15 protein-coding genes and 1 pseudogene are annotated in these 15,390 nt (G+C 37.6%); 8 read left to right on the forward strand and 8 right to left on the reverse strand.

Translation table 11 applies throughout. The features are described 5' to 3' along the window. Nucleotides 1-105: 105 nt before the first annotated feature. Entirely contained in the window at nt 106-303 is a 198-nt protein-coding gene (locus F6K18_RS12855) for a DUF938 domain-containing protein (RefSeq protein WP_287521290.1), read from the forward strand. A 320-nt stretch (nt 304-623) separates the two neighbouring features. Here F6K18_RS12855 and hemB read toward each other — a convergent pair whose 3' ends face one another. Beyond that, entirely contained in the window at nt 624-1,628 is a 1,005-nt protein-coding gene (hemB, locus tag F6K18_RS12860; RefSeq protein ID WP_287521292.1) for a porphobilinogen synthase, read from the reverse strand. 421 nt (nt 1,629-2,049) lie between these two features. Here hemB and F6K18_RS12865 point away from each other — a divergent pair, with 421 nt between their 5' ends. Continuing rightward, complete coding sequence (locus tag F6K18_RS12865; protein ID WP_287521294.1) at nt 2,050-3,540, forward strand: pentapeptide repeat-containing protein; 1,491 nt, start codon at nt 2,050-2,052, stop codon at nt 3,538-3,540. Nucleotides 3,541-3,547: 7 nt separating this feature from the next. On the opposite strand, the gene F6K18_RS12870 is transcribed toward F6K18_RS12865, so the two are convergent. Then, nucleotides 3,548-4,468, reverse strand: a complete 921-nt coding sequence (locus tag F6K18_RS12870; RefSeq protein ID WP_287521296.1) for an FAD-dependent oxidoreductase — start codon at nt 4,466-4,468, stop codon at nt 3,548-3,550. Between the two features lie 9 nt (nt 4,469-4,477). Then, nucleotides 4,478-4,771: pseudogene (locus F6K18_RS36595) on the reverse strand (FAD-dependent oxidoreductase); the annotation flags it as partial. 763 nt (nt 4,772-5,534) lie between these two features. Between F6K18_RS36595 and F6K18_RS12875 the strand changes: the two are divergent. From F6K18_RS12875 to moaB, 3 genes are all read left to right on the forward strand, one after another. Further along, nucleotides 5,535-5,690, forward strand: coding sequence for a hypothetical protein (locus F6K18_RS12875; protein WP_287521298.1), 156 nt, complete (start codon nt 5,535-5,537; stop codon nt 5,688-5,690). 139 nt (nt 5,691-5,829) lie between these two features. Further along, the gene (locus tag F6K18_RS12880) at nt 5,830-6,912 is read left to right on the forward strand and encodes an RNA-guided endonuclease TnpB family protein (protein WP_287521300.1); all 1,083 of its coding nucleotides are present in this window, start codon (nt 5,830-5,832) and stop codon (nt 6,910-6,912) included. Between the two features lie 324 nt (nt 6,913-7,236). Continuing rightward, nucleotides 7,237-7,755, forward strand: a complete 519-nt coding sequence (gene moaB / locus F6K18_RS12885) for a molybdenum cofactor biosynthesis protein B (RefSeq protein ID WP_287521302.1) — start codon at nt 7,237-7,239, stop codon at nt 7,753-7,755. Between the two features lie 98 nt (nt 7,756-7,853). Here moaB and F6K18_RS12890 read toward each other — a convergent pair whose 3' ends face one another. Beyond that, entirely contained in the window at nt 7,854-7,982 is a 129-nt protein-coding gene (locus tag F6K18_RS12890; RefSeq protein WP_287521304.1) for a hypothetical protein, read from the reverse strand. A 212-nt stretch (nt 7,983-8,194) separates the two neighbouring features. On the opposite strand from F6K18_RS12890, the gene F6K18_RS12895 reads away from it, so the two are divergent. After that, nucleotides 8,195-9,004 carry an endonuclease I family protein gene (locus tag F6K18_RS12895; RefSeq protein WP_287521306.1) on the forward strand — a complete coding sequence of 270 codons (810 nt, stop codon included), beginning with the start codon at nt 8,195-8,197 and terminating at the stop codon, nt 9,002-9,004. Nucleotides 9,005-9,303: 299 nt separating this feature from the next. Here F6K18_RS12895 and F6K18_RS12900 read toward each other — a convergent pair whose 3' ends face one another. Further along, nucleotides 9,304-10,632 carry a hypothetical protein gene (locus F6K18_RS12900; RefSeq protein WP_287521307.1) on the reverse strand — a complete coding sequence of 443 codons (1,329 nt, stop codon included), beginning with the start codon at nt 10,630-10,632 and terminating at the stop codon, nt 9,304-9,306. 819 nt (nt 10,633-11,451) lie between these two features. Between F6K18_RS12900 and F6K18_RS12905 the strand changes: the two genes are divergently transcribed. Together F6K18_RS12905 and F6K18_RS12910 are read left to right on the forward strand one after the other, a co-directional pair. Next, a complete protein-coding gene (locus F6K18_RS12905; protein WP_287521308.1) occupies nt 11,452-11,937 on the forward strand; it encodes a cytochrome b in 486 nt (161 codons plus the stop codon). 166 nt (nt 11,938-12,103) lie between these two features. Continuing rightward, on the forward strand, nt 12,104-12,499 hold the full coding sequence (locus tag F6K18_RS12910) for a heme-binding protein (RefSeq protein ID WP_124147642.1): 396 nt from the start codon (nt 12,104-12,106) through the stop codon (nt 12,497-12,499). Nucleotides 12,500-12,795: 296 nt separating this feature from the next. Here the strand turns inward: F6K18_RS12910 and hisI are convergent, their stop codons facing one another. From hisI to F6K18_RS12925, 3 genes are all read right to left on the reverse strand, one after another. After that, nucleotides 12,796-13,281, reverse strand: coding sequence for a phosphoribosyl-AMP cyclohydrolase (gene hisI, locus F6K18_RS12915; RefSeq protein ID WP_071107395.1), 486 nt, complete (start codon nt 13,279-13,281; stop codon nt 12,796-12,798). Between the two features lie 162 nt (nt 13,282-13,443). Then, nucleotides 13,444-13,764 (reverse strand): hypothetical protein, encoded by a 321-nt coding sequence (locus F6K18_RS12920; RefSeq protein WP_287521311.1) that lies wholly within the window; start codon nt 13,762-13,764, stop codon nt 13,444-13,446. Between the two features lie 295 nt (nt 13,765-14,059). Next, nucleotides 14,060-15,217, reverse strand: a complete 1,158-nt coding sequence (locus tag F6K18_RS12925) for an alpha-hydroxy acid oxidase (RefSeq protein WP_287521313.1) — start codon at nt 15,215-15,217, stop codon at nt 14,060-14,062. Nucleotides 15,218-15,390: the final 173 nt, after the last annotated feature.

The following is a 15,390-nucleotide window of genomic DNA, read 5'->3' on the forward strand; positions in this document are numbered from 1 at the left end:
ACCGATTTGAAGCCTGTGGAGAAGATAAGTTGCAGACTGCGGTCAGTGGTCTTCTGTGAGACAGGAAGCTAGCTCCAAAGCTCATGCAATCATTCATGGGTAAGTTTGGGTAAGTTTAGTAGAACGGAACATACTACACCAAGTAACCAGAGTTTTGATGAGTCTTTGCGTTCTCAAGATCCTGAGTGGGGAGTGAGAAATTTAGAAGATGTTATCGCAGTAGCGGAGAAGGAGGGGTTAAGGTTTGTGGAGGTGGTAGAAATGCCTGCAAATAATTTGTCTGTGATTTTTCATAAAAACTAATATCATTGAGAAAATGGGTTTGCGTAGATTGCGTTGAGGAACGTTAGCGCCAGCTTATCCGTTAGGATAAACCCAACACATATCTATTTCTATCGGTCTTTTTTTTGTGTTGCACTGCGACTTTTTTTGAGGTTATATCATGTCTGGATAATTAGCGATCAAAAAACGTTATCCTTTTCTTGCTTTTTCCTTCTTCTTTCTTCCCTCCTGACTCCTACGTCGTTTATTCATAAGTATTCAACCAGACATGATATCACATTTTGAAGTGCGGAATGTGGGTTCCTATTCTTGTTCCAATTCCCCACTATTATCATCATTGCCTATTTCAAAATTAACGCAACTTCCTTGGCAAAATAAGTCAAAATTAAATCCGCACCAGCTCGTTTCATACTGGTTAAAGTTTCCAACATCACCTTTTTTTCATCTATCCAACCCTTCTCACCAGCAGCTTTAATCATGGCATATTCCCCACTAACGTTATAAGCAGCTACAGGTAGATTTGTTGTCTTTTTTACCTCACAAATAATATCTAAATAAGCGAGCGCCGGCTTAACCATCACCATATCTGCACCTTCGGCAATATCCAAAGCCACCTCTTTGATGGCCTCCCTAGCATTAGCAGGGTTCATTTGATAAGTCTTTTTGTCCCCAAATTTTGGCGCAGAATCCAAAGCATCCCGGAACGGGCCATAATAAGCTGAGGCATATTTGGCAGAATAGGCAAGTATTCCCACATCAAAGTATTCAGCAGCATCCAGAGCTTTGCGAATTGCTCCAATACGCCCATCCATCATATCTGAGGGAGCGACAATATCGGCACCTGCTTCAGCCTGGGATAGTGCTTGTTTGACCAAAACTTCTACAGTGGGGTCATTGAGAATCGCTCCATTTTCCCCCACAATACCGTCATGACCTTCGCTGGAATAGGGGTCGAGAGCTACATCAGTAATGACGACAATATCTGGTATTGCTTGTTTAATCGCCTTTACAGTTCTTTGGATTAACCCATCTGGGTTGTAGCTTTCAGTGCCAACGTTGTCTTTTTTATCTTCCGCAACTAGGGGGAATAAAGCGATCGCATTAATTCCTAAATTATAAGCATCCTCTATTTCTTTGAGCAGTAAATCTAGAGTATAGCGATAACTTCCTGGCATGGAAACAACCTCGACTTTTTGTCCTTCTCCTTCCATCACAAACAGTGGATAAATTAGATCGTTGACCGTTAACTGGGTTTCCTCAACCATACGTCGTAAAGCAGGAGTGCGACGGAGACGACGGGGGCGTTGTGCGCCGGGAAATTCTCTGGACAAATTTGCTTCTGTCATGGGTAGATTAATTACCTAATAATTTTGATAGTCATTAATCATAATCAAAAGTGTACATCTAGTCAATGGAAATTAGAGAGCTACAATAAAGTCAGGAATTTGAGCAGCGGAGGGGGGGAGAATATCCAGGGGAATGTTTTTTTCTACTGAGAAAATTGTACTATCCAATAAAATTTGTATAACTTATTTTTACCGAAAAATTGTGGTTTAAAGCCTCCCCTTTTAAGGGGATAATAAATAAAAATGTTCTTTTGAGTCAATCCTCTTTTACCCTTTGGCTCAAGTTTAACTCTTAATCAATTATTGGAAAAACATACTCTATGTCTCTATTATCTGACGTTTTTTTTTGATTATTTTGCGGAATACTTCATAATTTTAGCGTATTTAAGTATTAATCGGTATTAAATTTACTTTTAAAGTTATGCATGGAACTAATAGAGGAAGAACACTGCGTGGTGTATTTCAAGATTTAGATAATCAAGATACCAACTTTTCTAATGCAGTTATTTGTGATGTTGATTTTACTGATGCTGATTTGACTGGTGCAATATTCACTATAGCAAAAATCAAAGGGGCTGATTTTACTGGCGCGAACTTAACTGGTGCAATATTTGATCAAGCCGTATTTGGAGTGAAAACATCATGGAATCTTTTGATTTTGATAATATCTCTAGTTCTAATTTCCTTGTCCGGATTCAGTGCAAGTATTCTTATTAGTTGTCTTTTTTATTTCTATTTACCTACTATTCGTGGTATTGGTAAAAACATTTCAATTATTGTTATATCTACTGCTTGGATTACTGCTCTCCATACTGTTCTAAAACAATTAATTCATACTTATTCTAAAATTGACGAAGGTGTTTTAATAAGTTTTTTCATATATATTGCAATTTGTATTATTTTTATTGTTGGAGTATTTGTTCCATTTATAAAAGTTATGGATGAATATGAAAGTAGTAATAAACAAATATTTTTTACTATTATATTGTTTTCCATGTTGCTTATTGCTATAAATCTATTTTTATCAACTCAAGCACACCCTTTTGATGAGACTATCCGACGTGCTTTTGGTGCATTAAGTGGTTTGATTATAGGAACTATAATAACTCATCGATCAATCAAAAAAAAAGATAGAAATTATGCTTGGATTTTTGAATTATTTGTTCATATTCTTTCCATACATGGTACTAAATTTTATCGTTCAACTTTAGATGATGCTAGTTTTGTTACTACTAATATTACAGGTAGTACTTTTGTTGAATGTACAGCAATACGAACAAATTGGGAAAATATTAAAAACATTGATTGTTCAAGATTTAAAGTACATTATTTAGATAATCCACAAATTAGACATTTACTTACTCAAAAACGTATTGGAAAGTATAATAACTGGAAAGATATGAATTTACGGGGATTAAATATTTCTAATGCAAAACTAAATGGAGTTGATTTTTCTGGATCGGATTTTAGAGGCAGTACATTAAATGCTGCTGAATTAAAAGAATCTAATCTTAGTAATACACTACTAGATAACGTTGATTTAAGTGGAAAAGTAGATATAACAGGTGCTATTATTGGAATCAAAAGTATTCCACCTACAGCAAAAGTAGATGGATTAATTTGTGAATACTTTCATTCTGAATCAACTTTAGAACAACGTTATCCTATTAATGGAGTATTTGGTTCTGAAGCAGCTATTAAATTATTACAACAATCATCAGAGATTATATTAACTTTTAAATCGGGTGTTATTGATTGGAACGCATTTAAACAATCATTTAAAAATTGTTTAAAAGAATTTGAGATTTCTGATGATGATTATGAAAAATTTATACAAGCATTTGAAATAGAATCAGACATATACAAAACTTCACAAACACAAAATAAAAATAAGATTAGCATTCTTCATTAAAACCTTTCTAAACTAAATAGGCGGTGTAAATAGTTTGTAAGGCTCTTTGCACAACATCTTCATCTGAAAGTGCCGATAAGGCTAAAGCTGGTGGTCCCCCATTTAAAACCATAATGATAGGTTCTTTAATGTATGGATAAAGATTAAACCATTGGTTAAACTGCCCCGGAGGAAGATCGTTTTCTGGAGTTAATATCCAGGTAGTTGATAAATCCCAGAATGGCTCATCGAATAACAAATAAACTTTGTCTAAAGTCCCCATTCCGAGTCGATCGATAGCTTGCTGCTTATTTTTGGGCAATACAGGATTGAACTTGATATCTCCTCTTTTGAGTACACCAAGGGGGACTGTTACCAAAACCGCATCAAAAGATTGATTATTAATTTTCTCAAAACCCAGTTTCACCCCTTTTTGAGTTCTGGAAATTTCCTTAACCAGTGTATTCAATTTAATTTTGTAGTCACCCTTGAAGGCTGCTAAAATACCTGCGTATCCATCTGGGAATATGACATCGGGGCCGTCGTAGTCATTCACCAAGAGATAAGCCCACTGATTGATTCGATCTTCATTTGTTCCAGCCGTGTGCTGGATACTAACGACATTTTCCAACCATCCTGGGGCATCACTGTCCCTAATTTTACGCCCACCACGTCCTCGAATAATGTAATCCTCTTTTTCCGTTTGGATAAGTCGCTGACTTAGCCCCTCGGCCAAATCCACAAGGGGGTTTCCGTTTATCCCATGAATCCAACTCGCTCCCAGTTCCAATGGCACTCCCAGGCGATCATCTGTCCATATCCGTCCCCCAATGCGATCGCGTGCTTCAAACAAAGTCACTTCTCGACTATTTGTGGAAAGTTTATGTGCTGAGGCAAGGCCGCTCATTCCCGCACCAATAATTGCAATTCTATCGGCACTACCTTCCAAAATTGAGTTAGCTGCCCGAAGCCCGGATTCGTAGGCAGCATGAACTGTACTGTTGTGCTTTGGAAAAGTAGCTTCACCAGCAAAAAATATCTTCTTGTCAATGGGCTGCTCCAGGGCAGCAATGTCACTCCGCGAAGCTCCCTTTGGGATGTGTGAATATGAGCCGTATGTGTAGGGATCGCGACTCCAATTGGTTCGGATGTAGCCCAGAAGCTTTTGTTTTTTTGCCTGAAAACCCTGCCAGGGCAAGAAATTCAAAAGTAAGCTACTTGTAACTCCATGTAGTAATAATCGTCGATTCATTTTTAGCTAGATTTATCAAAGGATCATTAGTTACTTTAGCCTAAATTTGATAAACATTAAGTATACTCAAAAAAGTGTTTGGGGAAGGGTAGAGCGATCGCTTATCTACTATAATTTTCCTTATTTAGATTCCACAAAATTCTCAATATGTCAAACTGCTGATTAGAGAGCTACAAAAAGTCAGCATATTCAGCAGAGGAGGGCGGAAAAATCAAGGGGGAATGTTTTTTTCTACTGAGAACTTTGTACTATCCAATAAAATTTGTACAACTTATTTTTACATAAATCCTATGAAGAAAAAATTGATTATTCTTTTAAAGAATATTTCCCTTATATATGTGGGTCTATTTTTGTTGAGCTTAATTTTGGCATTTTCAATCCCATTTCCTTATTTTGATTTTGGAGAAGTCGTCGATCTACAAAAAGGCTGCTATCGGACGAATGATGATTTTATAGTGGATCATATTGAGTGTCGAGGTTTGCCCATAAATGGGTTAGTGAAGTTTTTTTTGAATTTCTGGATGCGCTTGTTAGTTCCGCTACCTTTTGTGTTTCTTTTTCCAGTTGAGGTTGCACATGACATTTTGCTATATTGGCCTCCCTTATTTTACTTACTATGGTATGCAATAAAAGGGCGGCATTTAACCAAATAGGACTCTTGAGCATCAGTTTAGATGATAAGATAGCTCTTTAGGCTTATATTTAGATTTTTAAGTCTGATATTCTAGATTAGTAACGAAATAACTATATCCCCTAAGTAAAAATGTTAACTATTGGAACACAAAAAAGCGATCAAATTAGCACAATGACTAATACAACTTGGGCTGAATATATTAGTTTAGATTTGCCCAGTAAACGAGTCTCATTTCGCAATGGAGTTTTGAGCATAAGACTCAATTTATGTTATAAAGCAGTATAGTATAATACTTTTATTTCTAGCCTCTCGAAAATCAAAATTGTCAACTAAAAAAAAAGTATTGACTTAATCAAAGAATAACGATATAAGATATAATAAAGTGAAAAACCAGCCCTATTAGACAGAATGTGTGAAAACATACATGAAATCCATTAAAACGAAACTTAAATTAAACAACAAACAGAAAACCCTCTTAGCCCAACACGCAGGCTACAGTAGATGGGTTTACAATTGGGGTTTAAGTTTGTGGAATGCGGCCTACAGAGATGGTTATAAACCTAATATTCGTAGACTCAGAAAGGTTTTTACTAATCACACAAAACCACTAATACCCTGGATGAAAAAGTTGTCGTCTAGAGTTTATCAATACGCTTTCATGCACTTAGGTGAAGCATTTAAAAGGTTTTTTCAAGGGTTAGGTAGATATCCAAGATTTAAGAAAAAAGGTAAGTCTGATTCTTTTACAATTGATAATTGCGGAAAACCAATAGAACTTAATGGTTGGTCTCACAAATTACCTTTTATTGGTATTGTCAAAACTTATGAACCGATTGAAGCAACAACTAAAAAAATAACCATTAGTAGACAAACGGGTGATTGGTATCTCAGTTGTAGCTATGAATTTAATCCCACAACCACGCCCAAAAAAACTGATGTTATCGGTGTAGATTTGGGTGTAAAAACCTTAGCGACATTAAGTGATGGAAAAATATTTGAAAGCGTAAGGTCATATCAGAAGTTTGAAGCCAAGTTGTCTAGGCTGCAATATCTAAATCGTCATAAAGAGGTAGGCTCTGCCAACAGGAAAAAGGCGCAACAGAAGATAGGGAGATTACACAGAAAAGTAGCTAACATCCGTCGTGATACACTTCACAAATTGACAACATACTTAGCCAAAAACCACGGCCAAGTTGTCATAGAAGATTTGAATGTTCGCGGAATGTTAGCTAACCATAAATTAGCTAAGTCAATAGCAGACCAAGGATTTTATGAGTTTCGCAGGCAGCTAGAATATAAGTGTCAATGGTACGGTTCGGAGCTAGTAGTAGTTGATAGATTTTTCCCATCATCAAAAACTTGCTCCTACTGTGGTCATGTTCAAGATATGCCCTTACATCTGAGAACTTATGATTGCCCAGAATGTGGCTTGTCAATAGACAGAGATTTAAACGCCAGTATAAATTTAAGAAATGCGGTCGGCTTGACCGTCAATGCTTGTGGATGAGTAACCGCCGACGGCCTCAGTAGAAGCAGGAAGTAAACATCAAATTGTCACTTTATGTGACGCTTTGTATCGGTTTTATAGAGCAGTATCGACGATTTAACTAAATATCAATACTTAAAGATTCCTGAAGTTTGGCTATGGGAAAACAATAAAGTTAAATTCTTTGTTTATCGTGATTCAGGATATTTAGAATTAACAATAAGCAATTCTCTGCCTAACTTAAACAGCGATCGCATGACAACAATTGTCAATAGTTGTTTTGGTAAAAGTGTTTTAGAAGTAGAAAATTATTTCCCTATTTAGCTTAATTAAAAAATAACAAAAATGAACCAAAACGAATCTTTACTACCCTTAAAAATCGCTGTCCTAACAGTTTCTGACACAAGAACCGAAACTGACGATAAATCGGGTAAAATATTAGTGGATAATTTAACTACAACAGGTCATTTATTAGCAGAAAAAACTATTGTTCCCGATAACATTTACCAAATTCGTGCTGTAGTATCTAGATGGATTGGAGATGAATCTGTCCAAGTTATTTTGACTACTGGTGGTACGGGAGTTACAGGACGAGATGGTACACCAGAAGCTATTAAACCACTCTTAGACAAAGAAATTGAAGGGTTTGGTGAGATATTTCGGATGATTTCCTATCAAGAAATAAAAACCTCTACCATTCAGTCTCGAACTTTGGCAGGCGTAGCTAACGGTACTTATATCTTTTGTTTACCTGGTTCTAGTGGTGCTTGTCAAACAGGATGGAGTATTATCAAAGAGCAACTAGATTCTCGTAATCGTCCTTGTAATTTGGCTCAATTGATTCCCAGATTGACCGAAACTTAGAAATGATTAGGCGATCGCTTTGTTACTAAAAAAACTGTGAGCTAGAGAAAGCCATCCCGTTTTAACAGATGGCAGTGAGCCCCTTGCAAACGGGGGTTTTAACCCCGTGTATCTAAATTCTTGATATAATCCCTTAAAACCTCTGCCATTGATACGTTTTCCTTCTCAGAATAAGCTTGAATTTTTTCATATTCTTTTTGATTAACATTAACAAAAATGTCACGCATAAGTCCCCACCTAAAAATACTATCAAAAACATCCACATTTTAGGTGAGGATGAATTTTGAATGCAAATAACAGTGACCCTCATCGACTTGATGGTAAGTATGCGTATCACTTTATCTAGATTATAATTAATCTTTTGTTAACCAAAACTTAACTGAATAGAATTGTCAGTGGGCTTAAGATAATAACTTGACACAATATGAGAAGAAAGCTGATGAAACCAAGACGCTTTTTAGTTTGTTTGTTCCTATTTTTAAGCTTATTTGTTGGGACTGCCCCCAGTTTAGCCGATGTTCTTTTTCCTGGTCAAACCGGAGCCGACTTACTAGAACAAATCAATCAAAATTATCAACCCCAAAAACATCTTGGTTATGGCGACAGTCGAGATATTCTTTATCGGTACATAGATAACCAAGACGGAGAAGTTTCAGGCATTTACACTAACTTTACCTTTCCTTTTGACCCTTTATCCCCTTCAGATCCTAGCATTACTATTTATGACGGTGGTAATGGCATTAATGCTGAACATATCTGGCCGCAAAGTCAAGGTGCCGGTGGTATTGCCAAAGATGACCAGCATAATTTATTCCCTTCCTATGCCAAAGTTAATAACTCTCGTGGGAATAAACCTTTTGCAGAAATACCTGATGAGCAAACAATGCGTTGGTATTTGGACGACGAAAAGCAATCAAACATTCCATCACCTGATGTGATTGATGAATATAGTGAATCTACCTCAGACAGATTTGAACCAAGAGAAAACCGTAAAGGCGATGTAGCAAGAGCCATCTTCTACTTTTTGGCTATTTATCCTGATGATGCGGATCAAAGCTTTTTTAACTACCAGCAAGACATTTTATGTCAATGGAATCAATTAGATCCTGTTGATGAACGAGAACTAGAACGAAATCAGGCGATCGCAGAAGGTACAGCAGAGATGAACTTAAAGGGAGAGGAAGTACAAGGGAATTATAACCCCTTCATCCTTGATGATACCTTAGCTCGGAGAACTTTTTGTGATTAGTTAATAGTTGTTTCTCATCTACTTCTCAGATAATTCGAGCAACTCTTATTTAATCTTCAGAATTTAGTCATAAACCTTTCATATTACTACTCCATACTAACAATAACGAAACAAATCAATCAAAGGAGTCACGCATTATAAAAGGTTTTAAGGCTGCGGGACTCGCAGTGTCAGTCTGTGGAGCGACTGTAAGACCCTCTGAGAGTAAATCTCAGAGGGCTGGTGCTAAGAAACAGAAAGTCTCTAACAGTGAGGCTAGGGAATCCCGCGCTGTCTCGTAGAGCAGCGTCGGGAGGATGTCAATACCACAGATTTTGCATATTCTTGATGCCGGCTACAAATGCCGCACCGAGCAATTGACAACGCTCGTAAAAATCTTGTTCACTGGTGTGGATGTTAGAGGTTTCGTTGGATGTTACAAGTCCCCTATTATATTCAATTGTCACCGTATTTATGGTTTTTGATATTAGGTTGTCATCATTAATGTCAAGATAATAATTGGCTTTTTTGATCACTTCTTCTAACCTTTTCAGAATGGTATTGGTAGCACCATAAACATCAGGACGCGATTTTTCCCAATTATCAATATTAATGGGTAGTCTGTTAGAAGACTCCCGTATCATGCTTATAAAGGGATCGACAAAAGCTTCCATTTGAGATCGATTAACCGTACTGTATTTATCTGGCTCGTCAGGACTTGAGACATCTAGGACTGACACCAATGGTCTAACTAACTCTTGATACGATTTCAAGTCATGGGTATTGCGCAGATAATCTAGTAGTGCTTTGGTATCTGTACCACCATTGTGCGGTGCAAATTTACTTAAGTTCATGCCATCTAGTTTTGGTGAAAATAACGCATCGAGTATTTCATGGGAAAATGCTGAATAACTATGTGGTTCTAAACAGATAATAGGATAATTCGGATTTGTCATATACGCAGCAGCACGACATGCTCCAGCTACAGCAATACTCAAATCATGATTCTTTTTTAACCCTAGTTTTGTTTCTTCAGTAGGCTGAGAAATATCTTTGTATAGACGAGTCCCACGATAAGTGTGTGTATTGTAGACCTGATTAGTTCTACCTTCTTTTGCTGGGGCGCGATTGCCATTGCTGATAATTAAATTTGTCAATACTGCCGAACCACAGACAAAATTTTGATTCTTTTGCCAAATACTTCCAGATACCTCCAAAACCCCAACATCTGCTTGATTCCAAATTGTGTAAGGATTGCTAGAGCATACGGATTCATCAGCAATTACCTCATCAGATAATAGTCCATCAACACAAGAAGGTGGTAAGGTTCCGGCATGTGGTACATCAAGTATCATTTGTTTTTGAGTGCCTAAAGTACTAGGTCGGATAAAGCTTATGCTAGAGTCACTATGCCCCGTAATAAAAAGTGTATCGACGAATGATACAACGTATACGGGCGTATCTTTATACTCAAAATAGGGTCGTGCCACCAACAGCATGGCATTGTACATTTCTTGTGACGTATTAGGATATTGTTTTTTTAACCAACTAGAGAATATGACTTGATCTGAAAACTCTTCGAGTATATTTCGATTGCTTAAATCCTTTCCTGTAAAACGCTGTATAAAATCAATTGCTGTTGTGTGCATACTGGGCATTTATTTTTCTAACATAAACTAAATAAACATTACCATATCTGATATTTTCAGAGTGCAAAGAAAAATTAAACCTAGCTAATACCATTTCTCAAAAACTTTTCTACATTTGATTGAGTAGGGGAGTAGGGGACCCACCCCTCGCCCCTCCCCCTCCCAGGAGGGGAAAAGGGGAGTGGGGGAGAAGTAAAGATAAGAATAATTAACATTAACTTGCCTCAAATCAGCAAAAAGGTGATTCTACCAATGTAATTACTTAATAACTGAAGTGTTAATCAAGTATAGCATTACTTTTGGGAATTGGTATAAGATAGAAATTTGGCTCAATTGATACCGAGATTGACTGAAACTTAGAAACGATCGGGCGATCGCTCTGTTACTACTAATTGGCTAGCAGAGAGCGATCGCTGGAAAAATTTTAAAATACAATAATTTTACTATCATAATTGATTTTCGTCTAAACTTATCGCTGCTATAAAAACTTCTCAAGTAATAATGACCACAAAGTTCTTATAAAAAATTTACAATAGACTTGTCGCTTTATAACTATAAAAAACTGCTAAACCCTTATCATGTAAGGATTTTAGCAATTTCCAGTGCAAAACGTATGGAATTACTACTGTGTCTTAATTTGAGCGATTTTTTCTATCTATTTAGCGACAACTCTAATTGATATTAAATGTTAAAATTTAATAAATAGTATCACTGTAAAATAACTTGCGGGAAAATCATGGCTCAAGCTTCAAAAACAAACAAACCGAGAAAAAATTCTGCTTACCAAAATTTAATGTCGATCCATTGGTGGATGTTTAATTGTTACATTATTATATTTTTAGTTGGTTCTTTTATGTCGCGTTTGCCAGAGAAGCATTTGGACGAAACTTACTTTATGATTTCCATAAATCTCTAGGAGTATTGGCAATGGCTTTATTAACTTGGCGAATTTTAACTCTATTACAAGTGTGGTGGAAGAAATATACTAAGCGATTGCCCAAGTATAGTTTTAAATGGATGCAAAAAGTAGCCCTGCATACTTCTCTTTATATCTTTATGTGGGCTGTTCCTATTAGTGGTTTCTTTTTTTCTAACTCCTTTAAAAGCAATAATGTCCGCTTTTTTGGTTTAACCTTACCTGATTTATTTCCCCAGAATAGTGACTTAGTAGACTTAGGTCGAAACATACATTTTTGGTTAGCTTATACTTTTTTAGCATTTATTATCTTACACACGATTGATCAATTCAAGGTAGTCAAAGGATTTTGGCGACGCATTAGTAAAAGAAAAATTAAATCTAGCTAAGACAGAAATTTGGCTCAATTGATAGCGAGATTTACTGAAACTTAAAGATAATAAAATGGTATTGTCTAATAGTCTGTAATTTGCTAGTGTACTTAAAGTCTGAATATATGTTAACTCAATCAGCTAAATTAACAGAGATCTAAGGTCAAGTCCAATGGAGGGATTCATGGTTACATTAGAAGATGCGAGAAGAGTAATTAGTGCCGCCGAAAAAAAAGCACTCGAAATTGGTCAACCAATGAATATAGCAGTAGTGGATGGGGGAGGAAATTTGGTAGCCCATGTACGAATGGATGGAGCTTGGATCGGAAGTATCGATATCTCCATTAAAAAAGCGTATACTTCGCGGGCGTTCAATCTGGCCACTAAGGATTTAGCCGAACAGAGTCAATCAGGAGGACAATTTTTTGGGATTCATGCCTCTAACAATGGCAAAATAATGATTTTTGCTGGGGGAATACCCCTTTACAGTGAGGGACAAGTAGTGGGGGCAATTGGAGTTAGTGGAGGTTCGGGAGAGCAAGACCATGCCGTAGCCGAAGCTGGAGCCGCCCTATTTTAATTCTTGAAAACCATTTATGAGATGGATAAGTTGATTAATTGATAATTGATAATTACCTCTCCCTCAAAGGGAGAGGATTGACGCTCAAGGAAAAAATTTATTTTTTTTCCCCTTGAAAGGGGAGGCTAATAAAGCTGAATTATTTTAAAGCTGTGAAGTATAGCGCTACTTGAATCAGGAATAGGGAATAGTAAACTGTCAAAGGGTTTTTCGTATAGGGAAAAGCTCCGCTTTTTATGTTGCGCAGCAAAACAGGATTTAGAAATGTCCTAACCTTAATGAGTAGCGCTATAAATTTACAATTGTGTTGGGTTGGGAGCATCACCATACACCGTTTTCGGGTCAAAGGTTTTCTCCGTTTCGGTAAATATTAACTGAATTGGTTCCTGGGAATCAATAGCACTTTTTCCCGTAGGAATACAGCGATAAAAACAAGAACGATAACCCACATGACAACTAGCACCCGAACCAGCTACTTTAACCTGCATCCACAGACAATCTTGGTCGTCATCAATAGCTAACTGCTGTACTTTTTGCACCAGTCCACTAGATTGACCTTTATGCCATAGCTGCTGACGACTGCGACTGTAATAATGAGCTTCACCAGTTTCAATAGTTTTAACTAACGCCTCTTCGTTCATATAGGCGTGCATCAGCACTTCACCCGTGTTGACATCTGTGGTTACAACTGGAATCAAACCATTGGCATCAAATTTGGGCGCAAGTAACAAACCTTCTTCAACCTGTTCTACGGAAGTGCGGGCGGTAAATAGGGAATTCATATTAGCTAAATTTTGTGATTTTGACAATCATTATTATATCAGGACTTACGCAGAAGAACTCACAAACCCGGTTTCTCCTAAACGTCTATTGCTCAACACAAGGATTTATCCTAGAAACCGGGTTTCTTTGCGTAAGTCCTATATATAAAAACAGTAGTTAATCTATCTAAGAATTTTGACCGTAAGGCGATCGAGTAGTTGATTCAAATAGTCGGGTAGATGGGAATATTGATGAGGTTCATTCAAGTATTCACAATCTGTATTAAACTCGCAGTCTGGTGAAATTTTTCCCGTGTTGCCATCGACAAAAACATTCCAATATTTACCAATCAAACCGACAATACTAATGTTAATCATCCACTCATTATTATCAAAACAGGTTGCACCTACAACCTCAAACAAGTGACGATGTTCTGGAAATACTTCCAGATTGGACAAGAGATAATCGAGGGCTGTTTGTTTAAGAGTAGTTAATTCTAGCATACAGGTGTAATCTTCAAATATTTATATAGGCACGATAACTTTCTCTGCGATCGCTCAAAAGGCGAGCCAAAAGTCTATTTCGCTTGGGATTTGACTATCTGCGCCCCATTTTCACCAATCTTGACCACCAGTTTCCCGCTTTTCTCGACTTCCTCCGTTTTTGTCCTGTACTTAAGTGCAAGCTATGAGAAATTTTTTGGGAATACAGTTCTTTCTCGGTAGATTTGTAGGTCGGGCAAGCATAAGGAGGAAAATTCTCAATTCTTTCATTAGACCTTGCCCACCCTACGCAGCTTCATCGTGAGTGATGAAAGCGTAGATTATCTCTACTCAATTGATCGAGCTTGGTCACTCCCATCAATTTCATATCACGCTCAATCTCAGTGCACATATTACCTAAAACACGCTCAACTCCTGCTTGCCCAGCAGCAGCCAATGCAAAAAGATAGAATCGCCCACCTGAACATGCTTTAGCTCCAACAGATAGCGCCTTAAGCACATGGGTACCGCGCTGAATACCACCTTCGCAAATGACATCAATTTTATCCCCAACAGCATCACAAATTTCTGCGAGTTGATCAAAGGGGCTACGGCAACCATCGAGCTGACGGCCACCGTGGTTAGAAACCATAATGCCCGTACAACCAATATCAACAGCACGCTTGGCATCTTCCACACTCATTATCCCTTTCAGTGCAAACTGCCCATTCCACTGCGAGCAGAGTTTTTCAGCATCATTCCAATTCATGGATTGATCTAGCATCGTTGAGAAGTAATCGCCAACAGAGACTGCTAAATTCGTTCCCTGCGAGACATAGCCAGACAAATGTGGCATATCGAACTTTTCTTTTGTCAAAAAGTTCCAAGCCCATGCTGGGTGCGTCGCAAAACTTATTAAGGAGTCAAGGGTTAATTTTGGTGGCGAAGTAAATCCTGTACGCTTATCGCGTTCGCGATTACCACCAGTAATGGTATCGACGGTTAATGCCAACACATTAAAGTCCGCTGCTCGTGCGCGTTCAAGCAACGCATCATTCAAGCCGCGGTCTTTATGGAAGTAGAACTGAAACATCTTCGGCGTGTTTGCGATTTTTGAGATTTCTTCAACGGTTACTGTCGCCAGTGAAGACACCCCAAACATCGTGCCATATTCTGCAGCAGCCATCGCAACCGCACGCTCTCCTTCGTGATGAAAAAGGCGTTGCAATGCTGTGGGGGCGCAGTAGATAGGTATGTCTAGTTTTTGCCCCATCACCTCAACTGACATATCCACATTTTCCACACCGACAAGCACGTTCGGAATAAGATCGCAGTCTCCATAGGCTTCAGTGTTACGCCGATAGGTCTGTTCATCATCGGCCGCTCCATCAATGTAATTAAAAATTGGTCCTGGTAGTCGGCGTTTCGCTAATTTTCGGAAATCCTGAAAATTGTGACAATCACTCAATTTCATAAAATACATTCAGTCAGATTTATGTTTACGAGGCAGTCCATAAAGTAAAATTAAGATTGCTACTATATTATCTGCTATTAAGTATTATAATAATTATTCCCTTCAATTGTTCTCTTCAGGTTGGATCAGGTTAAGCCAGTTTTGGTATAGGTTTCGGGGTGCTTATCACCCCC

This window comes from Okeania sp. SIO2C2 (assembly GCF_010692625.1).
GTDB classification, from domain to species: Bacteria; Cyanobacteriota; Cyanobacteriia; order Cyanobacteriales; family Microcoleaceae; genus Okeania; species Okeania hirsuta.

What these genes read in the sequence shown, in the direction of transcription:
- hemB (WP_287521292.1), bottom strand. Translation starts at nt 1,628, where the DNA reads ATGACAGAAGCAAATTTGTCCAGAGAATTTCCCGGCGCACAACGCCCC.
- F6K18_RS12900 (WP_287521307.1), bottom strand. Translation starts at nt 10,632, where the DNA reads ATGCACACAACAGCAATTGATTTTATACAGCGTTTTACAGGAAAGGAT.
- hisI (WP_071107395.1), bottom strand. Translation starts at nt 13,281, where the DNA reads ATGAATTCCCTATTTACCGCCCGCACTTCCGTAGAACAGGTTGAAGAA.
- F6K18_RS12895 (WP_287521306.1), top strand. Translation starts at nt 8,195, where the DNA reads ATGAAACCAAGACGCTTTTTAGTTTGTTTGTTCCTATTTTTAAGCTTA.
- F6K18_RS12925 (WP_287521313.1), bottom strand. Translation starts at nt 15,217, where the DNA reads ATGAAATTGAGTGATTGTCACAATTTTCAGGATTTCCGAAAATTAGCG.
- moaB (WP_287521302.1), top strand. Translation starts at nt 7,237, where the DNA reads ATGAACCAAAACGAATCTTTACTACCCTTAAAAATCGCTGTCCTAACA.
- F6K18_RS12880 (WP_287521300.1), top strand. Translation starts at nt 5,830, where the DNA reads ATGAAATCCATTAAAACGAAACTTAAATTAAACAACAAACAGAAAACC.
- F6K18_RS12910 (WP_124147642.1), top strand. Translation starts at nt 12,104, where the DNA reads ATGGTTACATTAGAAGATGCGAGAAGAGTAATTAGTGCCGCCGAAAAA.
- F6K18_RS12920 (WP_287521311.1), bottom strand. Translation starts at nt 13,764, where the DNA reads ATGCTAGAATTAACTACTCTTAAACAAACAGCCCTCGATTATCTCTTG.
- F6K18_RS12890 (WP_287521304.1), bottom strand. Translation starts at nt 7,982, where the DNA reads ATGCGTGACATTTTTGTTAATGTTAATCAAAAAGAATATGAAAAAATT.
- F6K18_RS12865 (WP_287521294.1), top strand. Translation starts at nt 2,050, where the DNA reads ATGCATGGAACTAATAGAGGAAGAACACTGCGTGGTGTATTTCAAGAT.
- F6K18_RS12875 (WP_287521298.1), top strand. Translation starts at nt 5,535, where the DNA reads ATGTTAACTATTGGAACACAAAAAAGCGATCAAATTAGCACAATGACT.